Below are 26,262 nucleotides of genomic sequence, written 5' to 3'. Positions count from 1 at the left end.
CAACAGCGCAACGTCACACCGAATTATCGCCGCGTCTGCAATATTCTCGTGATCGGACGCAATACGCTGTTCGAGTGACATCCCCCCGAACCGGTCGCCGTTCCCGTCGTGCCCTCATGCTGGCCCTTGCTGCCTCGATGACGTTGTGCGCGAACCCGATTACCGCTGCAGCGCAGGATCTCGAGCCGACGGAACCGACGCCTCCGGGCGAGGTCGCATTCCCGACCCGCAATCTCGGACTCGGGCCGAACATCGAATTCCGCGGCAATTCCGATGTCGCCACGCTCACATTTCCGGTCCCGGCCGGAAATACTCCCGCTTTCCTCGACACCACCGCCGAACTGCCCACGAACGTCGCGCGCGGATGGATCGACGTCGTCTCGGACGGGCGCCTGCTCACGCGCGTGGAACTACCGCCCGGCGGCGCCATCGTGCCGCTGTCGATCCCGCTCGCCGGGGCGAAGGTGGAGAACGACGCCGCGGTGATCTCGCTCGATCTGCACCTGGTCGCCGTCGACAACATCTGTCCCGACGACTGGACGCTGGGTTCGGTACGTCTGCGCGACGGTGTGGTCCGGTACGCGGGCACCCCCGAGGCGCCGCAGGCGGTCGCCGACTACCTCCCGCCGGTCCTCGATCGCCTCGAGCTGTATCTGGCCGAGGAACCCACGGACGCCGAGGCGAGCGTCGCCCTCGACCTCGCGGCGACCGTGAGCGCCCGCTACTCCGGCCGGCAGGTGCCCGTGGACGTACGTGAGCTCCCGGCGAACGGCGTTCCTCCCGCCGCCGACACCCCGTTCGTCCGGCAGATCGTCGTCAGCGAGGGCGAGGAGACGGGTGCGGAGGTCGTGCCGGTGCCCGACGGGCCGCCCGCCCTGTACGTCCGCGGCGACGCGGAGACCCTCCTCGACCAGGGACGCCTGATCACCAGCGCCCTGTCCGGCTTCGCTGTCGCCTCCGACGTCGCCGTCGGTGCGTTCGAGACCCGCCCCATCCTCCCGTCCGACTCGGCCACCCTGTACGACCTGCGGGTGTCCGATCTCGAGACGAGCAGCCTCGGCATCGCGGACGTGCACCTCTTCCTCGACCAGACCGAGTTCGGCCGGCCGGTGCGCGACGTGAGCATCGACCTGCAGGGCTCCTACACCCCGCTCCCCGCCACCCAGGGCGGGTCGATCACCGTCTCCGCCGGCGACATCACGCTCGACTCATGGGCGGCCGACGGGAGCGGCGTCATCGACCGTGTCGTCACGGTTCCGAACTCGGCCCTCGGGCGGCTCACCGACGTCAGTGTCGAACTCCGCACCACCGGCGCGCAGCAGCAGTGCGGTCTCCAGCAGCCCGTCACCCTGCGCATCGACGGTGACAGTCGTGTCTTCAGCACGCTCGCGGATCCCCCGCTCCCCGTCGGTTTCCCGTCGCTGCCCCAGACGCTGATGCCGAAGGTCGACGTCGCGACCTCCGACCGCAGTCTCGTCAACGTCTCCCGCGCCGTCGAAATCATTGCCGGACTCCAGTCGCTCACCAGCCGTCCGCTCGACCCCGAATGGGTGACGATCGACGAAGCGCTCGCCTCGTCGGGACCGGCAGTGATCGTGGACGCGAACGGCCTCCTCCCCGAAGATCTGCAGTCGCAGCTGCCGCTCGTCCGCACCGAGGACCGCCGGTTCGAGGTCCGCCACGCCGACGGCGAGAGCACCAGCCTCACCTTCGGCACCGAGGTGGACTTCGCCTCGCTGCAGGTCGTGCGGGACGACGGACGCACCGTGCTGGTCGCCACGTCGACCGGTGCTCCCGAGGAACTCGACCGGACGCTCGACTGGCTCTCCGCCGAGCCCGATCGCTGGTTCGAACTCGAGGGCAGCGTGCTGTTCACCGCACCCGACCGCGATCCGATCTCCCTGATCGATCCCCGGAGCCAGGACGACGACCTCGACGCGCCGTCGTCGGGATCGGACAGCACTGTGACCGCGGTGGTCGTCGCGGGTGTCGTCCTGCTCGTCGTCGGCGCGGCGGGTGCCGCGGTGTGGTCGCGCACCCGGCGCCGCCCGCAGTCACGGTGAACACCATGACCGCGACAGTGGAGCAGCCGTCGTTCACCGAGCGGTTCTTCACGAGCGCGTTGCGGCACACCACCCGCCGGTGGATCGTGATCGTCGCCGCGACCGTCATCGCCTTCCACTCCACGTGGCTGCAGTTGATCGACGAGATCCGCACCGGCACCACGGGCGGTTACGTCCTCATCGTGCCGCCGCTCGTCGCGATCGTCGCGATCGGCATCACGCGGCAACGGAAGAACGAACTGCCGATCCACGACCGGCAGACCGACATCATCACGTCGGTGCTCCTGCTGCTGATCGCCCTCGCGATCAAGGGGCTGCTGATGCCGCGCTACGCGACGAACTATCAGGTGATGCACCTCGACGTGCTCGCCGCGTGGGTGTTCGTGTGCGGGGCGTGCGTCGCGATGTTCGGCCTGCGCGTGACGGCGGTGTACTGGCAGGCGTGGGCGATGCTCTTCCTGAGCTCGCCCGTGCTCTACCGGATCGTGCTCGTCGAGGCCGGGGGCACGAAGCTCGCCGCGGGACAGGTCACGCTCGTGCTCGCCGCCACGGCCATCGGACTCGCGATGCGGCGCACCCGGGCCCGCGGATTCTTCTACGGCTCCGCGACATTCGTGACCGGCCTTTTCGTGCTCATCCTGATCGATCAGCAGTGGCCGGACGCGTCCATCGCCGTGTCCCAGTACGTGCCGGCGGTGATCGCGACGCTGGTCGTCGGTGCAGGCGCCTACCTGTGGACCTATCGCGGGCTCGCCCCGCGCACGCTGCCGCCGAATCCGGTGTCGATTCCCCAGGCGGTGCGGGGAGCCCTGTGCGTCGTGGTGGCCGCGCTGCTCGCGGCGCTCATGCCGCTGCCCGACCAGCGACTGACCCCCGTGTCGGAAGGGCCGCCCTATTCGGGCACCGCCACACAGATCGTCCCGGCCGGATGGATGCAGTTGTCGTCCGTCGACTACGACTGGCCCCGTGCCTACTTCCGCCAGGGATCGGTGCTGCGCCGGCAGGTGATCCGTGCGGAGGAACCGAATCCGGACTGGGACCGTCTGCTGCGTCCGCGCACCGTCGCCGTGCAGACACTGCAGGTGCGCAGCCCGAACGCGTTCGCGGTCTACCCCGCCGAGTCGATGTACGAACTCGGCAGGTCGCGCGTGAGCCCCAAGGAGTACGTCGATCTGGGGCACGGGGTGACCGCCGAATACTTCACCGTCGTCGACGACAACCTGCTCCTGACATGGAGCCTGCTCAGCTTCGTGTGGACCCGCAGCGACACCGTCGCCCAGCGGGTGAGCCTGCTGACGGTGGACAACCACGAACTCGACGCGCCTTTCCCGCAACCCGAACCGAACACCGCCACCAATGCGCGCACGCTGCTGCGGGTGCTGTTGCGCGGCAACGGCACCGTCGAGGACACCGAACCCGAGTACAAGGACCGTTCCATGCTGATCGAAGTGGGTCGCGAACTCGTGGAGGCACAATGGCAGGGCGAGTGAACGTCGGCTCCGGACACGATGTTCCACCCGAGGGCACCGCGGAGTTCGACGCCTACCGGACCGCCGCCCTCCACGAGGCGGTGCACGGACTGCGCGAACGCAGCCCCGTCTCGTCGGCGTCGGTCGCGTTCGTGCCGTGGCAGAAATATCTCGGATTCGCGCTCGCCGCGGCCTTCGTGCTCGCGCTCGTCGTGGCGACGAAACCGACCCTGATCGTCTTCACCGTGCTGTGCACCTTCGGGTACATCGCGACCCTCGCCGACCGGCTGCTGCTGTTCACCCGTGGCATGGCACGCGACGCGCAGTTCATCGTCGACGACGAGGAAGCACTCGCCCTCACCGACGACCAGCTACCGCCGTACACGGTGCTCGTCCCCGCTTACAACGAACCCGAGGTGGTCGGCGACCTGCTCGCCGCGATGGCCGCGCTCGACTATCCGGCCGACATGCTCCAGGTGCTGTTGCTGCTCGAGGAGGACGACACCGTCACCATCGAGGCCGCGGAGAAGGCCGGGCTCGGCGAGAGTGTCGAGATCCTGCTCGTCCCGGCCGCCGACCCGCGCACGAAACCGAAGGCGTGCAACTACGGTCTGCACTTCACGACCGGTGAGATCGTGACGATCTTCGACGCCGAGGATCTGCCGGAGCCGTTGCAGCTGCGCCGGGTGGTCGTCGTCTTCGACCGTCTCGGCGACGACGTGGCATGCGTGCAGGCGAAACTGGCCTTCCACAACGGAACCCAGAATCTGCTGACCGGCTGGTTCACCGCCGACTACGCACTGTGGTTCAACTTCATCCTGCCCGGATTGATGAAGTCGCAGTCGCCGATCCCGCTGGGAGGCACGTCGAACCACATCCGCCGGTCGGTGTTCGACGAGATCGGTGCGTGGGATCCGTACAACGTCACAGAGGACGCCGATCTCGGCGTGCGGATCGCCGAATCCGGTTACTCCACCGCAGTTCTCGACTCGACCACACTCGAGGAGGCGAACAGCGATCCGATCAACTGGGTGCGGCAGCGATCCCGTTGGTACAAGGGCTATCTGCAGACCTGGCTGGTCCACATGCGCCGGCCCGTGCAGTTGTGGCGGGTGATCGGCACCGCGGGGATGCTGCGTTTCACGACCCTGCTCGCGGGCACGCCGATCATCGCCTGCCTGAACATGGTGTTCTGGATGACGACGCTGGCGTGGCTACTCGGGCAGGCGGCACTGATCGAGGAGATCTTCCCCTGGTACGCCTACTTCCCCGCGCTGATCTCGCTCGTGTTCGGCAACGTCGCCGTGATGTACATGAACTTCGTGGCGTGCCGAGAGACCGGGCACGCGAACCTGTGGTGGCCGTGCCTGACCGTGCCGTTCTACTGGGTGCTCATGTCGATCGCGGCGATCAAGGGCACCTATCAGCTCATCCGTAATCCTTCCTACTGGGAGAAGACCTTCCACGGGTTGTCGTCGTGAGGGCCCGCAGCGCGTGGGTGTTCTGGACCGCCTGCCTGATCTATCTGGTGGTGGGACTGTGGCTCGCGCTGGACGTGCAGTACTACCAGGGTGATTCGCTCAGCCGTGTCAGCGCCGCGCGGTCGGTGCTGCTCAGCCGCGACCCGCACCTCGCCGCCATCGGGTTCGTGTTCACGCCGCTCACCGCCCTCGTCCAGGTGCCCCTCACGGGACTGTCGGCGTGGTTCCCCTCGCTGTCCGCCTATGCGGTCACGGCGGTGCTCATGTCGGCACCGTTCATGGCCGGCGCGGCGGTGCAGATCCACCGGATCGCGTGTGATCGCGGCTGCGCGCCGTGGTTCGTGTGGACGGTGACGGCGGTGTTCGCCCTGAACCCGATGATCGTCTACTACGGGGCGAACGGCATGAGCGAGGCGCCGTTCCTGTTCGCATTGTGCTGGGCCGCGCGTCGTTTGATCCGCTGGTGCAACACCGACGACATCCACGACCTGGCGCTGGCCGGAATCGCCCTGGCACTGGCGTATCTCGCGCGGTACGACGCGTTGGCCGTCGGCGGGGCGGTGACGGTCTTCGTCGCACTGCTCGTCCGGTACCGGTCGCGCCGCTACGCTCCCGGCTCGGGATGGCAGCCGGCGATCATGGACGCGATCCTCGTCGCCTCCCCCCTCGCGTTGGCCTTCGTCGCGTTCGTCGTGACGAGCTGGCTCGTCACCGGCGAATGGCTCGCGCAGTTCACCTCGGCCTACGGCAACGCCGCCATCCTCGAGCAGAGCGGTGGCGGGTCGTCGGGCGGGCTCGGTGCGATCGCGTTCTCGCTCGCCGAGACCGTCGTGCTCGGACCGGCACTTCCGCTGCTGATCCCGGTCGTGGCGGTGCTCGCGTGGCGGCGACGCGATCTCGAACCGCTCGTGCCGTTCGTCGTCTTCGGCGCGGTCCTGGGATTCGCGGCCCTGTCCTATGCGCGCGGAATGACGTTCCCGTTCCTGCGCTTCTACATCTGCGCGATCCCGCTGCTCGCGGTGTGGGTCGTACAGCTGGCTCCGCGACGCGGACTGCTCACGGCACGACGCCCCGGACCGCACGCCGTTCCGAGGACGGAGGACCGCAGCGGCGCGGCACCGTTGGGCGCGACGCTCCTGGTGTGCAGTCTGCCCGTCACCTTCGTTGCGATGGGCTCGCCCACCCTGTCGCAGGAACAGCACGCGTTGCGCACGGTGCTGTTCCCGGACGACGACGATCCGTCCGAGGTGCGCGAGCAGCAGCGACGGGTGATCGCGGCGTTCTCCACCGAACGACGCATCGCCGATTATCTCGACGCGATGGACCTGCCGCCGGGCTCGGTACTGATGGACACGGTCTACGGGTTCGCGATCTTCTCGGCCACCGAACGCCCCGAGACGTTCGTCATCCCCTCGGATGCCGACTTCACGGCCGTGCTCAACCGTCCCTCCGCCTCCGGGGTCGAGTACATCCTCACCGTCCCCAACGAGGGCCGGGGAACATCGGATGCCGTCAACCGCCGCTACCCCACCATCTACGAGACCGGCAGCGACATAGCGCTGCTCGAACTCGAGATCCCCAACGACGGTGCCGACCAACCCGACTGGCGACTCTTCCGGGTCCTCGACCGTGATTCACCCTGAGCGGTGGTGACGCCGTAGGACGTAGTGGACCGGGTCGTCCGGGCCGACGTCGTAGGTGCACTCGTCCGGTCGCGGGTCGGGGACGAATGACCACATCAGTGCGCCGTCCGCCCCGAGGTCGCGGTATTGCGTGAGCGTGCGGTCGACGATATCGGCACGTTCGTTCGCGGTGCGGCACGAACCGGCCCGGACACCGAGTTCGGCGACGAGCATCGGCTTCGACAACCCGTCGAGCCGCTGCTCGAGGAACTGCGCGTCGTCGTAGTCGTGATACTGCACGACGTCGAGCTGCTCGGAGCCGGTGACGATCGCGAAATCGTCTCCGGCCGAACCGCACTGGTCGCCTCCGATGGTGCCCACGGTGACGAGCCGGTCCGGGTCGTGCTCACGGACGATGGCGGCCGCGTCGTCGATCCAGGTGCGGAGCAGCCGGGCGCCACCGGGCAGGCACTCGCGTCGTTCGAGGGTGCACTCGTCGTCGGTGCAGGTCGCGGTCTCGGGTTCGCCGATCAGGTCCCACATCGCCACCGCCGGCGACGACCCCCACCGCTCGACGGCCGTCGCGACCCAGTCGTCGTAGGCGAGTACATGACCGGGTAGCGGGTCGCGCCAACCGGTGTCGTACCAGTCCGCCTGCTTGTATCCACCCGCGTCGCAATCGCTGTCCTGCGGGGCGAGAACCGGGATCAGATACACCCTGTGCCGCTCGGCGGCGTCGAAGACGGCATCGAGCGCCGTGAAGTCGAGCGTGCCGCCGATCCGGTGCACGGCGTGGGACTGGAAGGCGTCGAAACGCACGATCGAACGCGGCGCCAGCGCACCGAAGAATTCGTCGAGATCCACCTGGGCACCGCATCCCTGGTTGACCTCCCAGCGGGTGCCGAGCTGGTAGGCGTTGAGTCCGGCGGGCCACCACGTCCGTCCGTCGAGAACGAGACGGTCGCCGTCTGCACGCACCACCGGCAGATCCTCGGGAGGTGAGGGGCGCGACGAAGTGTCCTGCGCGCAGGCCGCGAGCAGGAGAAGCAGGGCGGTGGCGACCGCAGCGACGCGCACGTCCAGAGATTAACCGCCACGGAGCCGTGTACGCAGGCATCCGGACATCGGGTCGTCAGAGGTTGTCGAGGGTCCGGATGATCCGGCGCATGTCCTTGCTCTCGGTGTTGTGAACGAGGCCGACGAGGGCCGACGTCAGCGGGTCGGGGCGTGCGATGACCCTGCCGAGCACGGCGACGTTCCGGTCGAGGACGTCGATCGCAGCGGGGCGCAGGTTCGCATCCATCTGCGACAGCATCTCGGCCCATACCCACGCGTTGTCCCGCGCGCGGTCGAAGGCGAAGTCGAGGACCGGGTGCACCGCGTCGACCGGTTCGAGGATCTTGATCAGGGGCGAGAACGACTCGATGGCGTCGCGCACCTTCGGCATCACCCCCGCGATGATGCCGTTGATCTTGTCGTAGTCGGCGCGGAAGGCGTCCAGTTCGTCACCCGACAGGTTCTCACCCACAACGACGGCGAGATCGAGATTGATGTGCGCGTTGATGCCCAGCAGCAGGTGCTGCAGCACGATCAGCCGGCCCTGTTTCGTGGCATCGAACGCGATCTGCCACGCCCTGGTCGGTGTGGCCGCTTCGTAGGCCTCGAAGTAGCGGTTCGCGAACAGGGTGTCGATACTGTTCATGCGGTCCTTGTCCGCGAAGACGCCGGCCTTCACCGCCAGGGTCATCTGCCGGTAGACGGCCGCGAAACATCCCCGCGGATCACCGCTCTTCGCGGTCTCGTCGACGATGCCGTCGAGGATCCCGATCACCTCGTCGATGTCGTTCGCGTGCAGCGCCACGGTCCCCTCCTCCGTGCGGATGAGGATCATTGTGGACCCGCAGCTGCCGTCCCGGAAAGAACCGCGGGGCGGGGAAGAACTAGCTGGGACGCGCGTCGGGGTGCTTGTGCACGAAGTTCAGGTACGCCTTCGACGGCGTGGGCCCGCGCTGGCCCTGGTACTTGGACCCGACCTTCGCGCTGCCGTAGGGGTGCTCGGCGGGGCTCGTCAGCCGGAACAGGCACAGCTGACCGATCTTCATGCCCGGCCACAGCGTGATCGGCAGGTTCGCGACGTTGGACAGCTCGAGGGTGATGTGCCCGTCGAAGCCCGGGTCGATGAACCCGGCCGTCGAGTGCGTGAGCAGACCGAGCCGGCCCAGCGACGACTTGCCTTCGAGGCGGCCGGCGAGATCGGCCGGCAGGGTGCACCGTTCCATCGTCGACCCGAGCACGAACTCGCCGGGGTGCAGCACGAACGGCTCGCCCTCGGGCACCTGCACGAGCGACGTCAGTTCGTCCTGCTGCTTCGCCGGGTCGATGTGCGTGTAGCGCGTGTTGTTGAAGACGCGGAACAGGCTGTCGAGTTTGACGTCGACACTCGACGGCTGCACGAGCTCCGGATCGAACGGGTCGATGCCCAGATGCCCGGAGGCGATCTGAGCGCGGATGTCGCGATCGGAGAGCAGCACGAGTAGAGGTTAACAATCTCCCGGTCGAGGGTTTCTACGTGGCCGAGTCACGCCGCAGTTGCGTCGACATCGTGAGCAGCAGTTCGGTGCACTCCTCGACGACATCGTCGTGGCTCAGCGGCACGGTGCCGTCGAGCCAGGCCGTCAGCGCCTGGGCGAGTCCGCCGACGACATAGTGCGCCGCGAGGTCGAGCCGGGGGCTCGGGGTGATGGCGTAGATGTTCTCGGCCTGAGCGGTGACCAGGCCGGCGAACATGCGGGTCGAGTCGAGGCGCCGCTTCGCCAGCTGCGTGTTGGCCTGGCTGACGGAGAACAGCATGCGGCCGAGCCGCGGGTCCTCGTCGATCTCGCGGACGATGTTCTCGACGCAGGCCCGCACGATCGCGCGGTCGTCGGCGGCGGGTGCCGAGGTCACGGCGGCGAGGGTGCTCTCGGCGATGCGCTGGACGACGTGGTCGTAGACGGCACCGGTGAGCTCGTCGCGGTCGGCGAAGCTCTCGTAGAAGTAGCGCGACGCCAGACCGGCGCGCTTGCAGACACCGCGCACCGACAGCGTGGCTTCGCCGTCGGCAGCTCCGAGGAGGTCGAGACCGGCCTCGATCAGCTGCGCTCGCCGATCGGCCTGTCGTTCCTCGCCTGCGCGTCCACCGTAGAGCCGTCCAGTTGCCATACCCCTATCTTCGCAGCGTCCGGTCTCCGTTCCGCGCAACCTCCGGTCTTTACCGTCGGCGCGCATCTGAGTACAGTCGTGGTCACTTCGAACGATGGAGGGACATCCGATGACGACGACCGTCGACAAGCCCGTCGGCCTGGACGACACGATGGACGGGCTCGGCCTGGCCGCCGGAGCAGCGAACATCATCATGCAGCTGTCGTGGCCCGGTGTCGGCTACGGCGTCTACGAGTCGCGCGTGGAGTCGGGACGGCTGTTCGACCACCCGATCAAGCGCACCCGCACCACCCTCACCTATCTCGCCGTTGCAGCACGCGGCACCGATGACGAGAAGCGCCTGTTCCGTCGCGGCGTCAACAAGGCCCACGCGCAGGTGCGCTCCACCGAGTCGAGCCCGGTCGAATACAACGCGATGGACCCGGAACTGCAGCTGTGGGTGGCGTCGTGCATCTACCGCGGGTTCGAGGACGTGCACCGCGCGCTGTACGGGCCGATCCCCGACGACGCGATCGAGTACTTCTATCAGAACGGCGCGACCTTCGGCACGACACTGCAGGTGCCGCAGCACATGTGGCCGAAGGACCGCGCGGCGTTCGAGCAGTACTGGGAGGACAACCTCCACAAGGTGAAGATCGACGACACGATCCGCGAGCACCTGCTGTCGATCGCCCGGATCGAGTTCCTGCCCCAGCCCGTCCCGGCCCTGTTCGGCAAGCTCAACCTGTTCTTCACCGCCGGCTTCCTGCCGCAGCTGTTCCGCGAGCAGATGCTGCTGCCGTGGACGCCGAGCGACCAGCGTCGCTTCGACCGCGTCATGCGAGCTCTCGGTGTGGTGAACAAGAGGCTGCCGGTCGCGGTGCGGGAGCTGCCCTACCGCGTGCTGCTGGCCGACATGCGGTGGCGGATCCGGACGGGCCGATCCCTGGTCTAGGGGTCCCGCGATCGACCCTGAGAGTCTGCTACAGTTTGCTCCGAAAGCTCGGGCCGGAGTCGGTGAGAATCGGCAAAAGCCCAGCGTGCCGATGTAGTTCAATGGTAGAACATCAGCTTCCCAAGCTGAATACGCGGGTTCGATTCCCGTCATCGGCTCTCACACGAAGGCCCCGGTAAGCGCATTGCGCAGTCGGGGCCTTCGTTGTTCTCCGCGTAGGCGGTACCTCGGCAGTACCTCCCGCTCAGCAAAGGTCGTGTCGGCCTGCTATGAGAGCATGTCAGGCAACAACCGCCCCACGGAGGAGTCGAGTTTCGGATGTCGTCAGTTCGTTCGCAGTTCGAGTCAGACCTGAAAGAGTTTGTCGGCACGTTCCGAGACGGGATCTCAACCGAAAAGGGCGATTGGACCATCAAGGGATTCGTTGATGTCTACCGAAACGTCTACACCATTTCCTCTGACACTAAAATTGTCTCAAAGATCCTCGAAATTCACCTCTTTCCGCTCCTATTAGAGTTCGCAAACACAAATAATTACCGCATCGTGCTTGCCGACCACCAAAACTACTATCCAGATTTAACGTTCGTAGACGCCGACAATCCCAGCATCAAGTTTGCAGTTGACCTTAAGACAACGTACCGAGTGCCCGGAAAACCCGGATATTGCAATGGATTCACACTCGGCTCGCACGGGATGTACTTTACCGACAGAACATCAACCAAGAATATCCAGTTCCCGTATAGTGAGTACGACGGTCATTTTTGCCTTGGCGTACTCTATGACCGTGCGGTAAAGAAAGATATAGACGAAACCAAGAGACTCGGGCTCGACGATCTGGAATCAATCGTTTCCGTCATCTCCAACATTGACTTCTTTGTTGCCGAAAAATGGCGGATAGCAAGTGACAAAGGGGGCAGCGGAAACACCGCGAACATCGGGAGCATCAACCACATCGACGATATACTTGCCGAGCGAGGCATGTTCTCGAAGCTCGGTGAGGAGTGGTTTGACGACTACTGGATGAACTTCGGGAAAATTTCTATGACGACCGAGGACGGAAAGACCAAGAAGATCACAAGCCTTGTTGATTTTGTCGAATACAAGGGCGGCCCAATCGAGCTAATCGTACCTAAACGCGGACTCAGGAGTAAGCAGTAATGCCCCGAATCATTGTTCCTCCGATCAAGTCGCAGGGGATTAAGACGAAGCTTGTCCCGTTCATCTCTTCGCTCGTTCCGGAAGACCTGAATGGGCGCTGGATCGAGCCCTTCATGGGCACAGGCTGCGTCGGTTTCAACCTGGCAAAGGGAGAAGCCCTCCTGGCAGACTCCAACCCTCACCTGATCGCTTTCTATCAGAGCGTTTTATCCGGAGATATTACGGCCCCGAGAGCTAAACAGTTCCTCACCGAAGAGGGTGCAAAGTTACTGGAAATAGGGGAAGCGCACTTCTACGAAATACGGGAGCGCTTCAATGCCACGCACGATCCGATGGATTTCCTATTTCTGAACCGATCCTGCTTTAACGGCATGATTCGATTTAACAAAAAGGGTGGATTCAACGTTCCTTTTTGCCGGAAGCCGAACCGGTTCGCTCAAGCATATGTGACTAAAATCAGCAATCAAGTTCGAAACATCTCGCAGATATTAAATCACGGGTCTTTCGAGTTTAGAAATCAGAGTTTCCGCGATACCATCAGCGAAGCCAAAGCAGGGGATCTGATCTACTGCGATCCTCCCTATATCGACCGTCATGCTGATTACTACAACGGATGGACACATGACGACGAAATCGCGTTGCACGAGGCATTATCAAGCTCTCCGGCGTCGTTTATCCTAAGCACTTGGTCTCACAACGACTATCGGCGGAATGACTATCTTACAGAAATTTGGGCAGACTACCCCGTTGTTACCAAGGAACATTTCTACCATGTTGGGGGACAGATCGAGAATCGCAAGGGGGTAACCGAGGCATTGATTCACTCACCCGATCTGAGCCTCAAGTCGACGCCGGAAATGGCAGAAGATTCGGTTCTTATCGATGAAGGCGAAGACACCCTATTCTAGGCACGAATCGGCACTACGTTCCCGCCAGCCGCGACCGGTTGTCCCATCGCCCCCAGTGCGGCCATAGCGTCGGAGTGGTCGTCAGCGAACAGGTGCGCGTAGACGCTGAGCGTGGTGGTGACCTTGGCGTGCCCCATAAACCGCGCGATCTCCAACGGCGGTATGCCCGCAGCCACGCACAGGCTGGCGTAGGTGTGCCGCAACGCGTGGAACTTGAGCGCGGGCGGTAGCGCAACCCTGGGCGTGAACCGATTAGCCCGCAGTACGGCGGGCCGGTACACCGACTTGTAGAACGTCTGGTGACGGAGCAGGGCGTGCCAGTCCAGGCTCAGCCGCGCTTCGGCTTCGTCCACGGGGAGTGCGGCCAGTGCGTCCTCCGCTTTGGGGACGATGCGTTTACCGGTGGCGTCGGTGGCCTTCTTGCCGGTGGGCTTCTGCGCGGCCAGGGTGCCAGCCGGGAACAGCGGCGCGGTGGGTTCGTCACGGCGGGGGTGCCGTGCCAGGTAATCGCGCAGCAGGTCCACGGTCGCGGGGGTGAGAGGGACTCGTCGCCGGCTCCCCCGCGTCTTGGGGGTGTCGTACAGCAGCTGGCCGTCAATGGTAATGACGGTCCGCTCCACCCGCAGGGTTCCAGGCTTGGGCCGCGCGTTCGGGTTCAGCGACCGCGCGGGCAGGTCTACGTCGCCCACTTGCAACCCCGCCAACTCAGCCGCGCGCAGACCAGCCCACGCCGCCACGTGGACGTAGACGTTGTACGGCCAGGGCGTCGCTGCTGTGAGCGCCTGCACTTGCTCTGCCGTGAGGAACTGGTCCGGGTCGTCCACGACGCCGGGCGCTCCGCCGTTGGTGCTGTGTTCGCTGGGGAGCTTCACGTAGTCGGCTGGGTTGTCGGTGAGCCGTCCGTCCACCACGGCCTGCGCCAGCACCATCCGCACGACGAAGTACGCGTGACGAACCGTGGACGGCTTCTTGCCTGCGGCGACCATGCGCTGCACCCACTCGCTGATCTGCTGCCGGGTGATGGCGTTCAGCGGGTAGCCAGCGAACGTAGCCGCAATGGACAGCTCGCGTGTAGCGATGGGGCCGCGCGTCTTGGGGCGCAGCAGATTCTCGTACTCGGCGCGGGTACGCGGCTTCAGGTCGTGCCGGGACGCCAACCACTCCCCCGCCGCTACACCGAATGTCATCGCTCCGGCGCGGTGGTCCCACGTGCTGCCGCGCCGCTGGGTGTAGTCCACCTCGTTGGCGTAGGCCTCGGCGTCCTTCTTCGTGGTGAAGCCGCCCTTGCTGCGTTGCTTGCCGTCCGGCGTCCGGTACTTGACCACGTAGCGGGTCTGGCCGGTGCTGGTGATGCGCTTTTGCACGTGTGCCATCAGGCCACCGCCTTCTCTTCAGCCAGGCGACGCAACACACGCCGCACCGACGAGTAGTGCCACGTATTGCCCCCGGTGGCCGTGGGGATGCCTTCTTCGGTGAGGCGTGCGGCTATCGCCTTCGCCCCGAGGCCTTCTGAGCGCAGGATCTGGATGCGGCGCTGCGCGCTGGTGCTGACCAGGCCAGGCTCTCCCCTCTTCCGTTTGGTGTCCAGGGCCTCACGGGTGCGGGTACCAATCTTGCGCCGTTCTTCAGCGGCCATCGCCAGGCGGATGTCCGCAGCGAAGCGTTGGCTGGGTTCGCCGCTGTCTGCACCTTCGCAGTCCATCAGTCGCCAGCCGTAGCGTTCGGCGCGCTTCATCAGTTGAGCGGCGTCCAGCTGGTCGCGGGTGACGCGGTCCAGCGCCCGCACCAACAATGCCTGAGCGACCCCGTTCTCCACGGCGGCGATGGCAACCTCACGCCCGTACATGGCGTCCGTCTTGGCCCCGCTGATGACGTCCGTCGTAACAGTGAGCAGCTCGTGCCCACGCTGGGAACACCACTGCTCCAACGATTCCCGCTGAGCCTCCAAACCGAGGCCGCTCACACCCTGATCCTTGGTGCTCACTCGCACGTACCCGATGACTCTCATATCCGTTGCCTCCCTTGCCGTTGCGGGGTGCAGGGGGCGCGATGTTGCCTGCACCCCTGCACCCCACAACCTACCTCGAACGTATGTTCGATGCCAGCGCGTAACAGCAGGTCAACGCCCCCGCTGGTTGACTTGTGCCGCGCCCCAGCCCGTGCCGCCCAGCCGCCCTACTGTTCCGATGCGGCGATGGCTGGGCGGGCGCAGCGGCCCTATGTGCGGTGGGTGCGGCGTGCGCGCCGGGGCGGTGGTGGGCTGGTACGCCGGACGCGCTCCACGGCGTCTTCAAACGGAATGAGCCCCAGGTCCACCACCTCGTCAACCGGGACGGGCGGTTCAGTCCGCGGGACGAAGGGTGCGGCTTCTTCCTCGGCCTCGCGGCGGAGGTCGTCGGCGTCGGCACGCTGGAGGTCGCGCAGCTCCTCGTAGACCCACGCCCAGCGCCGCGTCACAAGGCACCCCGCGTAAGCGGCGTCCCACCGGGCAGAGACGCACACATTCCGCCACCACCAGCAACGAGGCAGCAACAGTCCCAGTTGAATTCGGTATCACGTACTCGGTGGCACTCGATCACTTTTGGCCCTCTCGTTGGATTCGCTTCCGACTGCTCTCCGGGAGCGCCACCGCTTCCGGCGTGATGATATTGGCCACCGCAGCCATGACCTCTGCGTCGGTAAGTATCTTGCCTGCAAGCGAATACACCTTGGAGAGCCCGCTAGGATTCACGTCCAGCAGTCCCGCTTCCACGCACAGCTCCCGTCCGAGGTGGAAGAAGAACACTCGCTTGGCCGGGTTGCGGTCTGTCGCCGAGACTCCCGCGTGTTCGCTGATCGTCTTCACGTTCGGCACCTTGCCCGCTGTAAGGCATTCCGCCACGGCGCGGTACGCCAACACTGCGCCTTCCACCGCTCGTTCCTCACGGGGACGACCCCGTGTGCCAACCTTTGGAAAGTCCATCGTCAGTTCCACTTCTCCTCGACGGATCGTGTAATTTCTTTGTTTTCAACGGCCCTGGGCAACATGGCCCAACCCAACCTGGCCCTAAGGGTTTGCGTGGGCCGGGTTGAGTTGCCCGGCCACACACCACCCAGTCCCCGGCTCACGGGTCGGGTTGAGTTGCGGGCTGAGTTGATTAAGCCCGTGGCCAGGGGTTTTGGGCAACTCGGTCCAACCTGACCCAACTCGGCCCACAGGGCGGGGCCGAGTTGGTTTGCCGCGCCCGCGTGGTCAGCCCTCGTCATAGCTGAAACCGTCGTCCGTCGGCACTATCTTGAAGGTCAGCCCCGGCCCCAAGCTGTATCTCGGGCGTACAACGTCGCGCGTTCCTTCGCGGCCAGGAGCATCCTTCACGAGCAGCTGCCGGACGCTTTCCAACTGCTCGATCTCCTCTTTGACCGCTTTTCGGTTCCCGCCGACAGCGTCCACAAGCTGACTCTTCGTGTAGGCAAGGGGCTTCTCCCGTATCAGCTCCAGAATCCGCGCCCGCCTTTCCGAGGCACCGCGCCTGCCACCGGACTTCCGGTCTCCGGTCGTGCCGTCACCGCGCCGGATCTCCCAACTGATCGCCGCGCTGCCCTCGTCACCGTTCTCAACCTGCTCAGCGGTGGCAAGCTGCCAGTCCAGTTCCCAGCGGCTACCGCCCCACTGCCGCGACCCGAACTCCACCGCAAGCTGATATTTGCCGCCTGCAAGATCGGGAGCGTCGCGGTGCTTTTGCAGAATCCAACTGTCGGCCCACTGCCCCATCCCCGACTGCGCGATGGAGTCCAGGTCCAGGTCAGCAGAACCGCTCTTCCGGAAGTGGTCGGCCACAATCAGCGCGGTCTCGTTCGCCGTCTGCGCGGACAACGCAGCCAGCATCCGGCCGCGTTCGTACAGGTTCTGTGCTTCCACCCCAGCCGGATGGAACGCATACAGCGGATCAAGGATGACCAGCTCGGGCTGAACGTCATCCAGGTTGCGCTTGAGCGCGTCGGTGAAGTCCGGCGCATCCAGCGAGCCGACTTCAAATACCGCGTGCAGCGGCAGGTCGGCAAGGTCCACACCGTACGCACGGGCGATGGCCTGCACCCGCCGCTGAAAGGGCGCACGCCCACCTTCGCCTACGTAGTAGATCACCGGGCCCTGAGATTCCACCTTGAACTCGTTGAACAACGCCGCACCACTCGCCACAGCAACCGCGACGGAGAGCAGGTTGTACGTCTTGAGCGTCTTCTTCTCACCGCCCATCGGCCCGAACGAATGACGCGGCCACACACCCCGAACCAGCCACTCCATCGGTGGGACCGGTTGCGCCAAGTCGCCCGCGCTGACCGGCGCGAACCGACCTGTTGGAGCCTCGCCGGCCGACTCCACTACGCCGCGCTTCATCAGGTCGGGGTTCTCAAGGTCAGGAATCCACGCGGAGTCTTTGTGCCACGCACCTCCGGGCTGAAATGCGTGCGCCACAGACGGTCCGGCCGCTGCGACGATCTCAGCCGCACCCTTAAGAGACCGATCAAACTCACTGCGCGCCGCGTGCTCGCCGCGTTCGCCGCTGAGCGCCTGCACGAATGCGGTGCGCACCATCTGGACGGCGAGCTTCACCCCCGATGCTCCACCCCAGCCGAGGCGTAATAGCTCCAACATCTTCTGGTTCATGGTGTCGTGGCGACCTGCACCTGAGCTGAGCGCGTCGAGGACTTGTTGCATTGCCTTCTGCACTGCGTCGGTCATCAGCCCGTCAGAGAACGACGCGATCAGGTCGTCGGGATCGGCGGCGCGTTCGCGCTCCAACTCCTGACGGTGCTTGTAAAGACCGGCGAGCCAGGCGTCGGGCAGCATCGGAAGCTCACCAGGCGTCGGTAGGTGACCGCACTCGTCGCCGTCCGGGCCGAATACCCGCACCGGCCCTACGTTGTGGATCGACGGCGGCACGACCGCGTAACGATGATGCCGTTGAAGGACTTCTACACCAGACCCGTTTTTGCCGTCCCGCATGGGCACGACGCCTACGCCCACCCAGTCGTCCGGCACACGAAACAGCATCTTCCCGCTGCCGTCACACCGAGCGGTGATCGTCCATGTAGGCGGAAGCGTCCCCCACTCGGCCTCACGTGCTGAGATGGTCTCGGCCCCCGGCTTACCGCCGTAGCAGTCAACGTCCAGAGCGATCACGCCGACCGGCATTCGCGTTGCCAGGTTCAGGCCGTCTTTGGCCGTAGCCCACTGGTCAGCCCACCGACGAAAGGTGTCTTCGTCAGTGACGTCCACACCCTCATGTCCGGTTACCCCTTTCACGAGAAGGTCCTTACCCTTCTCCCCTCCAAGCGGGATCGGGTGCCATCCGAGAGCAACCAATTCCTTCGCAGCAATAACGAACTCTTCAGTCCGGATTCGTTTGCACTCCTGCGAATTCCACGATTGTGGCGTGCCGTTTCTACTGGTAAGTTTAGTCATGTTCGGTCGCTTTCTGGATGGTAGCGATGGAATCCGAGATGAGAACTCGGAATCTGAAGACAACGCCCGCCCCGGTCGCTACACCAGGGCGGGCGTTGCGTATACGGCACCCACTAGGCTACTACGCTATTTCTGGGATACCTTGTGTTGAAACAGATTTCCGATGATTGCGCGGGTACGCTGGTCAGTGGCCCGTGCCAGCACTTTCGACGGTTCTTGCTCGGACTGGAAGGGGACGTGTCCGGTTCACACCGGACACGTCCTTTTCGTTTGCAGCGGTTGACTTCCGGGCCGCCCTGCCGGGGTTGCCCAACGGCCATACAAGCCCGCCACCGGGGCAGCCAAGCCCCCGCGATGCGCCACCCAGCAACCGCACTGCCGGGTACCGCACCAGGCCTCTCACCGCCGTACACAACCGGAAGCTCCCCGGCGGCAGCACCCACACGCCGCCATGCCATTCGCGGTCGTCTTCATCGATGACGACTGTGCATCCCCACCGCTGTCTTATCTGGAACGCCCACCCCAAGAACAGGTCCGGCGCATCCACTAAGCTCGGGCCGGCGACGATCGCGGACCCTGGCTCACACCACCCCGCCCTCATCGGTCTGCCCAGTCCAGGCCGCGATGGTCGAGTTCACGCCTGCACTGGCGACACGCCGAGAGCACATGGATGATCGCCCCGCAGCTCACCATCAGGAACGACTCGCAGTTGTAGTTCTGGTCGCGCTCGCACAGCCAGCACGCCCAGGTGTCGCGTGCGATGTGGCGAGCAAATTCTTCTCTCGGCAATCCTGGCTGGACAACGTAGGCGACGCTTTGGGGCACCGAGTAGTCGCTGTCGTAGGTCCATTCACGGCAGTGCAATGCCACGATTCCGACGGGTTGCCCGTCATGACTGAAAGATCGTGTGTGCCCGTCCTCGCAAATGCTGAGTGCTACCGTTTGTGCTCGGTCCAGGCCGTCGCTCACGGCAGGGTGGTTTCTTGCTGCCGGAGACAGAGACCGTTGCAGCTCGCCGAGGAAGTACGGTTCCATCGCAGCCTGAATCTGATCCACGAACGGATTGCCAACACCGCGCATCGCGTCGGAGTCACCGCGTTCGTGTGCTGCCAGCGCAGGGAACTTGCGCTTCAACTCGTCGTAGCTGTTCACGCTGCACCATCCTTACGGGTCTGAGCGAGGGACAGAACCCACAGATAGAGGTCCTTTTCAGCCGTATGATTCCAGCGGTCAATCTTGTAGACGGGTAGCTCTCGCTTCTCTAGCGCGGTCCGCATCCGGTTCGGCGTCACCGGTACGCCTAGGCGCTCCCGCACGAACGCCACGGCGGCGTCCCTGCCGCGAATCGTCGGCATCTCGTTCAGGTCGTCGCGGTTGATCGGCGCGCGGCGGACTGGCCGTTGCGGTGGGCTGATGGGACGGGCCGCGTGGGCGTGTCCGTATTGCTGACTCATCGGGTTTCTCCCTTGACTCGGGACCCCTGGAAACGCAAAATCCCAGGAAGCCATCGCGATTGATGAAAACCTGGGATTACTGCTTCTATCCCGACTGGGAGATCTGACCCCACGGGTGCGGTGATGGATACTCGCCCGTTCGAGGCTGCCCGACAGTCCCGGCAATTCCTCAGATTCCTTTGCCGTACCCGCCCCGCCGTGGGCGGCTTGGGTACGGCACCCATATTGCCATGTACAGCTATCGGGCCGCAACCACGGCGCATTGAAATATGGTCATACGCAATGACTTACGTCCAGACTCTCCGGTTTGACGTGCCGCACATGTCTATGTTCCGCCGCCTGATTTCCACTGAGGTGGGTGTTCATCGGTTCGGTGACTATGAATGACCGCGAAGAGAAGTCAACGAACGCTTCCGAACGCAGCAGAAGACCCTGCGACAGTGAACCGGAGAGAACTCCATCGCAGGGTCTTCTGTGAGTAGCCACCCGGAGACAAGTCGATCCAGGGCCTTGCTCTCACCGTCGCCAGAACAAGTTCACGACCGACGGCTTGTTTCCGCGCGGCCGGGACTGGCGCACGCGGCGTCTGTGAAGTTGGGTGCCGCGCCCCGCTGGAGGCAAGGGAGCCAACAGGACGCGGCGGCGACCGGGCCGTCCCCGGTCGCGGTCTGGGTTACCGCTTGAGCTTGGTGCCTGCGGCAGCGCGCCGGTTGGGATTCGGCGTGGCGTGCACGCTGAGCTTCTTCTGTGCCTTGTTCAGCTCCGGCGTGATGTCATAACGACGGTTGGGCGGACCCGAGTACCCGACGATGCCCTTGACCAGCACGCCTCGGCCCTTGGGCGTCTTGAATTCCGCGCCCACCTTCACGCCCTTGTATTCGCCGCCCTGACCTACGACGAGGTTCTTACTGAAGCTGCCGCTTACGTAGCTCTTGCCGACGCCGGTCGCAACCTTGGTCGCTCCGGTCTTCATAGCGGTCTTGGCTGCGCGCCGCGCGTCTTTGGCCGATGCCGACACCTTGGTCCCCGTTCCCGCAAAGCGGCCCAGCCGGTCACGGCGTTGGTTCCGGCGGCGAGCCATGTCAGTGACTCCTTCGTCGGTCCAGCTCGTCGGCCAGGGCACGGAGTCCAGGCGGCTCGGCGACGGGCGGCGTCTTGCCTCGGTACATGCCGCCGTCGGCAGGCGAGGCATTCTCCAGCCCTTTGGGGGTCAGTCCCGGCCCCCAGGAGTATTCGCCGGCCTCGGGGTGTTGCCGCGCCACAGGGCGGTCGTCACGGGGACCGTAGGTGCCCATGCGCGGGGCCATCAGGACCACGCCCACACTGGCGGGGTGTACACCGAACCGGGGGTCACCTGCACCACGCACGCCGCGCTCCGGTAGCGGATGCCGCAACCGAACGAACGCTGGAAGAACGAATCCTGAAGCGGGTACCGCTGGTCGCGTCCCGGAATGATCCGCAAGCCTTGATAAGCGGGATTCGGATGCTGCCGGAATGCGATGGGGTTCTTTGGGCTGTTCGGCCCGCCCGTCGCGACGACAGCGAAGTACCCCGCAGGGACGAAATAGCTGGGGACGATCCAGACCGGGCCGAAACCACCGAGCACCTCCAGCCCACCAAACTCACCCGGTGCGACCTGCCCGACGACGTTCTCCTGGGTGAGGTACGCAGGGGCGGTGTCCGACGGGATGAAGTCGAACTTACTAACGACGCCGTTGGCTTCCTGTCCCGCGCGGAAGGTGCTGATCTCTTCGGCCTCGTTGGGGTGGCACAGCACGATCAGGCGCGTGTCCACCGACGTGCCGAAGCCCTTCAACCGCACGGCGTTAATCGCGTCCAGCAAGTCGCCGGGGTCGATCGCGGTGTTGTCGCTGGCGAGGTAATGGCTGGTCGTGCTGGGGAAGTCCAACCCTGCGTGCGGGGGTGGGGCCATGCCGTCGGTGCCGTTCCACAGGCCGAACACGCGGTGCATGTGCTCGTTGGCGCTCTCGGTCGGGTCGAACAAACGCCGCAGCAGCTTCCCGGTCACCAACCGGTTGTCGGCCTCCAGTGCCTGATTGATCGCTGCCTGAACTTGTTCCGCCGTGGCGTTCCGGAGGAACTTCCAGGTCATCCGACTGGCGAGGTCGTAGTCCTTGAAGTCGTACCCCAGCACCAGCGCGTCCGGCACACTACGCAGCCCCTGCGGTTCGCCGAATTCGGAAGCTTCTTCGAAGTTGGCGCTGGCAGCTTGCTGCGGGATGGCGTCGCCGACGTTGGTCGTCGGGTAACTGATCAACGCCGCCAGGGCGGACCGTTCCCGGTTGTAGAGCGACATCGCCGATGCCGCCTGCGCCCATATGGCGTTGAGGTCTACGCCGTCGGCGGTCTGATTGACCAGCACGTCGCCTTCGGTGGCGTAGCCCTGGCCGCTGTCGCCACCGTAGGCGTACAGCTGGGAAATGAGGGTGTCCATGAATCGCTCCAATTCGGCGTGAAGAAACGGGCGGGATAAATCAGGGCACTGCGCCTGATTCGTAAGCCGGTCTCCGACCGAACTGAAAGAAGAAGTGCGACGCGGCACAACCGCGAAAGTGGAACTGGTACTACGAGCCGCTGACCCCGGCCGGGTGCCGGGGTGCGGGAGCGGGCGCTGCCCGTTACGGCCAGGCTACGGCGCAGCCCCGGCCCTGTGCCAGCTTCACCGCTGTACCTCGGTCGTACCTCCGCAGCCGGTAATCAACCACTGGCGCGGGAGCGGCACCCGGTCGGCGATAGGACACGATTTACACGCGTCCACCTGCTGTTTTAGTACCAATACGGTACTACGGCAGTACTATGCCGGTCCTGCCCGAAACACTTTCCCAAGCTGAATACGCGGGTTCGATTCCCGTCATCGGCTCTCGACGAAGGCCCCGACCACACGGTCGGGGCCTTCGCCGTTGTGGGATGGTCCGGACCCGCCGTTCCTGCCGCAGGACTCTCCCGGGATCGGTTCATGCGCGGATCACGGTCGACTCTCCCGTACTGTGGGGACATCGGGACCGTTCAGGTCTCCTATTGAGGGTGGCAGCATGGCCGACAAATCGCCTCGCAGTTCGATGTCCAAGAAGTCCGGCAAGTCGCTGAAGGAAAAGCGCGCCGAGAAGAAGACCCGGACCAACGTCAAGGCCGACACCGAGATCGTCGCGAACGTCAGGAAGCGCTGACGCGATCACTGAACTTTCTGCACACGAAGGCCCCGACCACAGGTCGGGGCCTTCGTCGTATCGAGTCCGTCGTTGTTGTCGATTTTTTCGCGTTCTTCGACAACAACACCTACCTCGACGGGCCTTCGAGGTACGCGCGGGCCGTGTCGAGGAGTTCGGGAAGTGAGCGGGTCGCGTCCAGGGTGACGCCGTCCTCGTCGGGTCCCAACGGCTCGAGCGTCTCGAACTGCGACGCCACCAGCGACTCGGAGAAGAAGTGGCCGCCGCGTCCGCGGACCCTGGACCGCACGACGTCGACGGGCACATCCAGATGCAGGAAGACGGCCGGGGTGCCGGCCCGCAGGATGTCGCGGTACGACCGCTTCAGTGCCGAGCACGCGACCACCGGGGTCTCGTCGCTGTCGGCTGCGGCCTCGGCGACCGCACGCAACCAGGGCTCACGATCGTCGTCGTCGAGCGCACGCCCCGAGCGCATCTTCTCGATCGACGCGTCGCTGTGATAGTCGTCCGCTTCGATGAAGGCTCCGCCGATCGCGTCCGCGAGCTGCCTCGCGAAAGTCGTTTTGCCACATCCACTGACGCCCATCACCACAACAGCCATGCCACATCGTAACTTTGGGGAGGTTGTGGTCGCTCTCGTCGAAATTCCCGGCCACAACCTCCCCGAAGTTCACTCCAGGTACGACGCGTAATCGGCGTAGGGCACCTGCTCGGTGGGGCTTGCCGCGGGTGAATTGGGGGAGAATGTGGGCGGTTTCCGCGAGATTCTCGGCAACGACCTCCCCCGACAAAGCAGCGTGGCCGCCACCCGGAAGGGTGACGGCCACGGGGCTGCAGTGACGCCTAGACGGTCGCGGCGACCGCTTCCTCGGCCTGGGCCGGGGCGCTCGTGCGGATGAGGTGGTCGAACGCGCCGAGCGCGGCCGTCGCACCCGCACCTGCGGAGACGATGATCTGCTTGTACGGGACGGTCGTGCAGTCGCCGGCGGCGAACACGCCGGGCACCGAGGTGCGGCCGTGGTCGTCGACGACGATCTCGCCGCGCGGGCTGAGTTCGACCGTGCCGGAGAGCCACTCGGTGTTCGGCAGCAGACCGATCTGGACGAACACGCCGTCGAGCTCGAGGGTGCGCGACTCGTCGGTGGTGCGGTCGGTGTAGGTCAGGCCGGTGACCTTCGAACCGTCGCCGAGGACCTCGGTGGTCAGGGCGCTGACGACGATGTCGACGTTGGGCAGGCTGCGGAGCTTGCGCTGCAGCACCTCGTCGGCGCGCAGGACCGAGTCGAACTCGATGAGCGTAACGTGAGCGACGACACCGGCGAGGTCGATCGCGGCCTCGACACCGGAGTTACCGCCACCGATGACCGCGACGCGCTTGCCCTTGAACAGCGGGCCGTCGCAGTGCGGGCAGTAGGTGACGCCCTTGTTGCGGTACTCCTGCTCACCCGGCACGTTCATCGCGCGCCAACGGGCACCGGTCGCGAGAACGACGCTGCGCGAGAGCAACCGGGCACCGCTCTCGAGCTCGACCTCCACGAGACCACCCTCGGTGGGGGCCGGGGTGAGCTTCGAGGCCTTCTGGACGTTCATGATGTCGACGTCGTACTGGCGCACGTGGTTCTCGAGCTCGGCGGCGAACTTCGGGCCCTCCGTGTAGGGGACGGAGGAGAAGTTCTCGATGGCCATGGTGTCGAGCACCTGGCCGCCGAAACGCTCGGCGAGAACACCGGTGCGGATTCCCTTGCGGGAGGCGTAGATCGCGGCGGTCGCGCCGGCGGGTCCACCACCGACGACGAGGACGTCGAAGGGATCCTTCTCGCTGATCGCGGCGGCGGTGCGCTCGGCGGAGCCGCTGTCGAGCTTGCCGACGATCTGCTCGAGGTTCATGCGTCCGGAGCCGAACAGCTCACCGTTGAGGAAGACGGTCGGCACGGCCATGACCTGGCGTGCGTCGACCTCGTCCTGGAAGAGGGAGCCTTCGATCGCGGTGTGCTTGATGCGCGAGTTGGTCACGCACATCACGTTCAGGGCCTGCACCACGTCGGGGCAGTTCTGGCACGACAGCGAGAAGTAGGTCTCGAAGTGGAAGTCGCCCTCGAGATCGCGCACCTGCTCGAGCAGTTCCACGGCCTCCTTCGAGGGGTGGCCGCCGACCTGCAACAGGGCGAGCACGAGGGAGGTGAACTCGTGGCCGAGCGGGATGCCCGCGAACTCGACCGCGATGTCGGTGCCGACCCGGCGGATCAGGAAGGAGGGGCGACGGGTGCCTTCACCGTCGCGCACATGGGTGACCAGATCGGACATACCGGCGATCTGGTCGAGGAGATCGGCGAGTTCCTTCGACTTCGGCCGGTCGTCGAGGGACGACACGAGCTCGATCGGCTGGGTGACCTTTTCGAGAAGGGACTTCAACTGGGCGGCAAGGGAGGCATCGAGCATGAGGATTCACTCCAGAGGTGGAAGAACTGTGACCGGAAGAAATGGGGAGTCGGCGAACTTCTCAGCTCGAGCCGAGCGGACCCGGACGGTGCCCGGTGGCACGGGACGTTCGATCCCGTGCCACCGGAACGAATTTCCGTCGACGAATCAGATCTTGCCGACGAGCTCCAGCGACGGAGCGAGGGTGTCGTCGCCCTCTTCCCACTTGGCCGGGCAGACCTCACCCGGGTGGTTGCGGACGTACTGAGCGGCCTTGACCTTGCGGACGAGCTCGGCGGCGTTGCGGCCGATGCCCTCAGCGGTGACCTCGGTGAACTGGACGACGCCGTCCGGGTCGACCAGGAAGGTGCCACGGTCGGCGAGGCCCTGGTCCTCACGGAGGACCTCGAAGTCGGTGCTGATCTGCAGGGTCGGGTCACCGATCATGGCGTACTTGATCTTGCCGATGGTCTCGGACGAGCCGTGCCACGCCTTGTGGGTGAAGTGCGTGTCGGTCGAGACGGAGAAGACCTCGACGCCGAGCTTCTGCAGCTCCTCGTAGTGGTCCGCGAGGTCGCCGAGCTCCGTCGGGCAGACGAACGTGAAGTCTGCGGGGTAGAAGAAGAAGATCGCCCACTTGCCCTTGATGTCCTCGTCGGACACGGTCACGAAGGCGCCGTCCTTGAAAGCCTCGGCCTTGAAGGACTTGATCTTCTTGTTGATCAGCGACATGTAAGAACCTCACTCGTCTCGATGGGGTTGACGGTTCAGACGTTATCCGCGAACTATTAATTGTGCCAATCGATAGTTTCTAGAAGTTCGATAAGCAAGAGCTATAACACGCCATTCGGCCAGGTCGTTGCTTTCCCTTCCTCACAAATGTGACAGAACACACAACCTTTGCGACAGAGCACTCCGGCCCG

Annotated in this window: 23 protein-coding genes and 1 tRNA gene; 9 read left to right on the top strand and 15 right to left on the bottom strand. The window is 65.0% G+C overall.

The genetic code is table 11. The features are described 5' to 3' along the window. Nucleotides 1-74 precede the first annotated feature (74 nt). Genes B9C99_RS11480 through B9C99_RS11465 form a run of 4 tightly spaced genes read left to right on the top strand, consistent with a single transcriptional unit; the run spans nt 75 to nt 6,656 of the window. Nucleotides 75-2,063, top strand: coding sequence for a hypothetical protein (locus tag B9C99_RS11480; protein WP_253250041.1), 1,989 nt, complete (start codon nt 75-77; stop codon nt 2,061-2,063). 5 nt (nt 2,064-2,068) lie between these two features. Then, nucleotides 2,069-3,553 carry an archaeosortase/exosortase family protein gene (locus tag B9C99_RS11475; RefSeq protein WP_230825488.1) on the top strand — a complete coding sequence of 495 codons (1,485 nt, stop codon included), beginning with the start codon at nt 2,069-2,071 and terminating at the stop codon, nt 3,551-3,553. Beyond that, nucleotides 3,538-5,013: a glycosyltransferase gene (locus B9C99_RS11470; protein ID WP_088897908.1), complete on the top strand. Its 1,476-nt coding sequence runs from the start codon at nt 3,538-3,540 to the stop codon at nt 5,011-5,013. The genes B9C99_RS11475 and B9C99_RS11470 overlap by 16 nt, the downstream gene beginning before the upstream one ends. Further along, complete coding sequence (locus tag B9C99_RS11465) at nt 5,010-6,656, top strand: glycosyltransferase family 39 protein (RefSeq protein ID WP_172414923.1); 1,647 nt, start codon at nt 5,010-5,012, stop codon at nt 6,654-6,656. The genes B9C99_RS11470 and B9C99_RS11465 overlap by 4 nt, the downstream gene beginning before the upstream one ends. On the opposite strand, the gene B9C99_RS11460 is transcribed toward B9C99_RS11465, so the two are convergent. The 4 genes from B9C99_RS11460 to B9C99_RS11445 all read right to left on the bottom strand — a co-directional run bounded on the left by B9C99_RS11460 (nt 6,648) and on the right by B9C99_RS11445 (nt 9,836). Further along, nucleotides 6,648-7,712 carry a beta-mannosidase gene (locus B9C99_RS11460; RefSeq protein WP_088897906.1) on the bottom strand — a complete coding sequence of 355 codons (1,065 nt, stop codon included), beginning with the start codon at nt 7,710-7,712 and terminating at the stop codon, nt 6,648-6,650. The two genes, B9C99_RS11465 and B9C99_RS11460, sit on opposite strands and share 9 nt — an antisense overlap. A gap of 55 nt (nt 7,713-7,767) precedes the next feature. Continuing rightward, nucleotides 7,768-8,496: a DUF5995 family protein gene (locus B9C99_RS11455; protein WP_143543552.1), complete on the bottom strand. Its 729-nt coding sequence runs from the start codon at nt 8,494-8,496 to the stop codon at nt 7,768-7,770. Between the two features lie 79 nt (nt 8,497-8,575). Beyond that, nucleotides 8,576-9,166, bottom strand: a complete 591-nt coding sequence (gene dcd, locus B9C99_RS11450) for a dCTP deaminase (RefSeq protein ID WP_016696219.1) — start codon at nt 9,164-9,166, stop codon at nt 8,576-8,578. 34 nt (nt 9,167-9,200) lie between these two features. Beyond that, nucleotides 9,201-9,836 (bottom strand): TetR/AcrR family transcriptional regulator, encoded by a 636-nt coding sequence (locus tag B9C99_RS11445; protein ID WP_088897904.1) that lies wholly within the window; start codon nt 9,834-9,836, stop codon nt 9,201-9,203. A gap of 109 nt (nt 9,837-9,945) precedes the next feature. On the opposite strand from B9C99_RS11445, the gene B9C99_RS11440 reads away from it, so the two are divergent. The 4 genes from B9C99_RS11440 to B9C99_RS11425 all read left to right on the top strand — a co-directional run bounded on the left by B9C99_RS11440 (nt 9,946) and on the right by B9C99_RS11425 (nt 12,836). Further along, complete coding sequence (locus tag B9C99_RS11440) at nt 9,946-10,770, top strand: oxygenase MpaB family protein (protein WP_088897986.1); 825 nt, start codon at nt 9,946-9,948, stop codon at nt 10,768-10,770. An 87-nt stretch (nt 10,771-10,857) separates the two neighbouring features. Then, nucleotides 10,858-10,928, top strand: a tRNA-Gly gene (locus B9C99_RS11435). Nucleotides 10,929-11,088: 160 nt separating this feature from the next. Next, nucleotides 11,089-11,928 carry an EcoRV family type II restriction endonuclease gene (locus tag B9C99_RS11430; RefSeq protein WP_088897903.1) on the top strand — a complete coding sequence of 280 codons (840 nt, stop codon included), beginning with the start codon at nt 11,089-11,091 and terminating at the stop codon, nt 11,926-11,928. Next, nucleotides 11,928-12,836: a Dam family site-specific DNA-(adenine-N6)-methyltransferase gene (locus B9C99_RS11425; RefSeq protein ID WP_088897902.1), complete on the top strand. Its 909-nt coding sequence runs from the start codon at nt 11,928-11,930 to the stop codon at nt 12,834-12,836. Before B9C99_RS11430 ends, B9C99_RS11425 begins: the two co-directional genes overlap by 1 nt. Here the strand turns inward: B9C99_RS11425 and B9C99_RS11420 are convergent. From B9C99_RS11420 to B9C99_RS11380, 8 genes are all read right to left on the bottom strand, one after another. After that, nucleotides 12,833-14,209 (bottom strand): tyrosine-type recombinase/integrase, encoded by a 1,377-nt coding sequence (locus B9C99_RS11420; protein WP_088897901.1) that lies wholly within the window; start codon nt 14,207-14,209, stop codon nt 12,833-12,835. The two genes, B9C99_RS11425 and B9C99_RS11420, sit on opposite strands and share 4 nt — an antisense overlap. Then, nucleotides 14,209-14,844, bottom strand: coding sequence for a recombinase family protein (locus B9C99_RS11415; protein WP_088897900.1), 636 nt, complete (start codon nt 14,842-14,844; stop codon nt 14,209-14,211). The genes B9C99_RS11420 and B9C99_RS11415 overlap by 1 nt, the downstream gene beginning before the upstream one ends. A 567-nt stretch (nt 14,845-15,411) precedes the next feature. Next, nucleotides 15,412-15,747: a hypothetical protein gene (locus B9C99_RS11405; RefSeq protein ID WP_143543551.1), complete on the bottom strand. Its 336-nt coding sequence runs from the start codon at nt 15,745-15,747 to the stop codon at nt 15,412-15,414. 321 nt (nt 15,748-16,068) lie between these two features. Then, complete coding sequence (locus B9C99_RS11400) at nt 16,069-18,279, bottom strand: AAA family ATPase (RefSeq protein WP_088897897.1); 2,211 nt, start codon at nt 18,277-18,279, stop codon at nt 16,069-16,071. A gap of 597 nt (nt 18,280-18,876) precedes the next feature. Then, nucleotides 18,877-19,431, bottom strand: a complete 555-nt coding sequence (locus B9C99_RS11395; RefSeq protein WP_088897896.1) for a hypothetical protein — start codon at nt 19,429-19,431, stop codon at nt 18,877-18,879. After that, on the bottom strand, nt 19,428-19,733 hold the full coding sequence (locus B9C99_RS11390; RefSeq protein ID WP_088897895.1) for a hypothetical protein: 306 nt from the start codon (nt 19,731-19,733) through the stop codon (nt 19,428-19,430). Before B9C99_RS11390 ends, B9C99_RS11395 begins: the two co-directional genes overlap by 4 nt. A gap of 673 nt (nt 19,734-20,406) precedes the next feature. Beyond that, nucleotides 20,407-20,814: a hypothetical protein gene (locus tag B9C99_RS11385; RefSeq protein WP_088897894.1), complete on the bottom strand. Its 408-nt coding sequence runs from the start codon at nt 20,812-20,814 to the stop codon at nt 20,407-20,409. A 225-nt stretch (nt 20,815-21,039) separates the two neighbouring features. Continuing rightward, nucleotides 21,040-22,188 (bottom strand): hypothetical protein, encoded by a 1,149-nt coding sequence (locus B9C99_RS11380; RefSeq protein WP_088897893.1) that lies wholly within the window; start codon nt 22,186-22,188, stop codon nt 21,040-21,042. Between the two features lie 598 nt (nt 22,189-22,786). On the opposite strand from B9C99_RS11380, the gene B9C99_RS26275 reads away from it, so the two are divergent. Next, nucleotides 22,787-22,921, top strand: coding sequence for a hypothetical protein (locus tag B9C99_RS26275; RefSeq protein WP_256062089.1), 135 nt, complete (start codon nt 22,787-22,789; stop codon nt 22,919-22,921). Between the two features lie 109 nt (nt 22,922-23,030). Here B9C99_RS26275 and B9C99_RS11375 read toward each other — a convergent pair whose 3' ends face one another. From B9C99_RS11375 to ahpC, 3 genes are all read right to left on the bottom strand, one after another. Further along, entirely contained in the window at nt 23,031-23,507 is a 477-nt protein-coding gene (locus B9C99_RS11375) for a gluconokinase (protein ID WP_088897892.1), read from the bottom strand. A 257-nt stretch (nt 23,508-23,764) separates the two neighbouring features. Beyond that, the gene (gene ahpF / locus B9C99_RS11370; RefSeq protein ID WP_088897891.1) at nt 23,765-25,360 is read right to left on the bottom strand and encodes an alkyl hydroperoxide reductase subunit F; all 1,596 of its coding nucleotides are present in this window, start codon (nt 25,358-25,360) and stop codon (nt 23,765-23,767) included. Nucleotides 25,361-25,507: 147 nt separating this feature from the next. Continuing rightward, nucleotides 25,508-26,071 carry an alkyl hydroperoxide reductase subunit C gene (gene ahpC / locus B9C99_RS11365; protein WP_088897890.1) on the bottom strand — a complete coding sequence of 188 codons (564 nt, stop codon included), beginning with the start codon at nt 26,069-26,071 and terminating at the stop codon, nt 25,508-25,510. Nucleotides 26,072-26,262: the final 191 nt, after the last annotated feature.

This window comes from Rhodococcus sp. BUPNP1 (assembly GCF_002215235.1).
Lineage (GTDB): Bacteria > Actinomycetota > Actinomycetes > Mycobacteriales > Mycobacteriaceae > Rhodococcus.
This window is presented reverse-complemented; position numbering and strand designations above follow the sequence as displayed.

Excerpts from the sequence above, each read along its gene's own strand:
- B9C99_RS11445 (WP_088897904.1), bottom strand. The coding sequence starts at position 9,836 with ATGGCAACTGGACGGCTCTACGGTGGACGCGCAGGCGAGGAACGACAG.
- B9C99_RS11375 (WP_088897892.1), bottom strand. The coding sequence starts at position 23,507 with ATGGGCGTCAGTGGATGTGGCAAAACGACTTTCGCGAGGCAGCTCGCG.
- ahpC (WP_088897890.1), bottom strand. The coding sequence starts at position 26,071 with ATGTCGCTGATCAACAAGAAGATCAAGTCCTTCAAGGCCGAGGCTTTC.
- B9C99_RS11470 (WP_088897908.1), top strand. The coding sequence starts at position 3,538 with ATGGCAGGGCGAGTGAACGTCGGCTCCGGACACGATGTTCCACCCGAG.
- B9C99_RS11415 (WP_088897900.1), bottom strand. The coding sequence starts at position 14,844 with ATGAGAGTCATCGGGTACGTGCGAGTGAGCACCAAGGATCAGGGTGTG.
- B9C99_RS11430 (WP_088897903.1), top strand. The coding sequence starts at position 11,089 with ATGTCGTCAGTTCGTTCGCAGTTCGAGTCAGACCTGAAAGAGTTTGTC.
- B9C99_RS11400 (WP_088897897.1), bottom strand. The coding sequence starts at position 18,279 with ATGACTAAACTTACCAGTAGAAACGGCACGCCACAATCGTGGAATTCG.
- B9C99_RS11380 (WP_088897893.1), bottom strand. The coding sequence starts at position 22,188 with ATGGACACCCTCATTTCCCAGCTGTACGCCTACGGTGGCGACAGCGGC.
- B9C99_RS11440 (WP_088897986.1), top strand. The coding sequence starts at position 9,946 with ATGACGACGACCGTCGACAAGCCCGTCGGCCTGGACGACACGATGGAC.
- B9C99_RS11475 (WP_230825488.1), top strand. The coding sequence starts at position 2,069 with ATGACCGCGACAGTGGAGCAGCCGTCGTTCACCGAGCGGTTCTTCACG.
- B9C99_RS11425 (WP_088897902.1), top strand. The coding sequence starts at position 11,928 with ATGCCCCGAATCATTGTTCCTCCGATCAAGTCGCAGGGGATTAAGACG.
- B9C99_RS26275 (WP_256062089.1), top strand. The coding sequence starts at position 22,787 with ATGGCCGACAAATCGCCTCGCAGTTCGATGTCCAAGAAGTCCGGCAAG.
- B9C99_RS11390 (WP_088897895.1), bottom strand. The coding sequence starts at position 19,733 with ATGAGTCAGCAATACGGACACGCCCACGCGGCCCGTCCCATCAGCCCA.
- B9C99_RS11420 (WP_088897901.1), bottom strand. The coding sequence starts at position 14,209 with ATGGCACACGTGCAAAAGCGCATCACCAGCACCGGCCAGACCCGCTAC.
- B9C99_RS11385 (WP_088897894.1), bottom strand. The coding sequence starts at position 20,814 with ATGGCTCGCCGCCGGAACCAACGCCGTGACCGGCTGGGCCGCTTTGCG.
- ahpF (WP_088897891.1), bottom strand. The coding sequence starts at position 25,360 with ATGCTCGATGCCTCCCTTGCCGCCCAGTTGAAGTCCCTTCTCGAAAAG.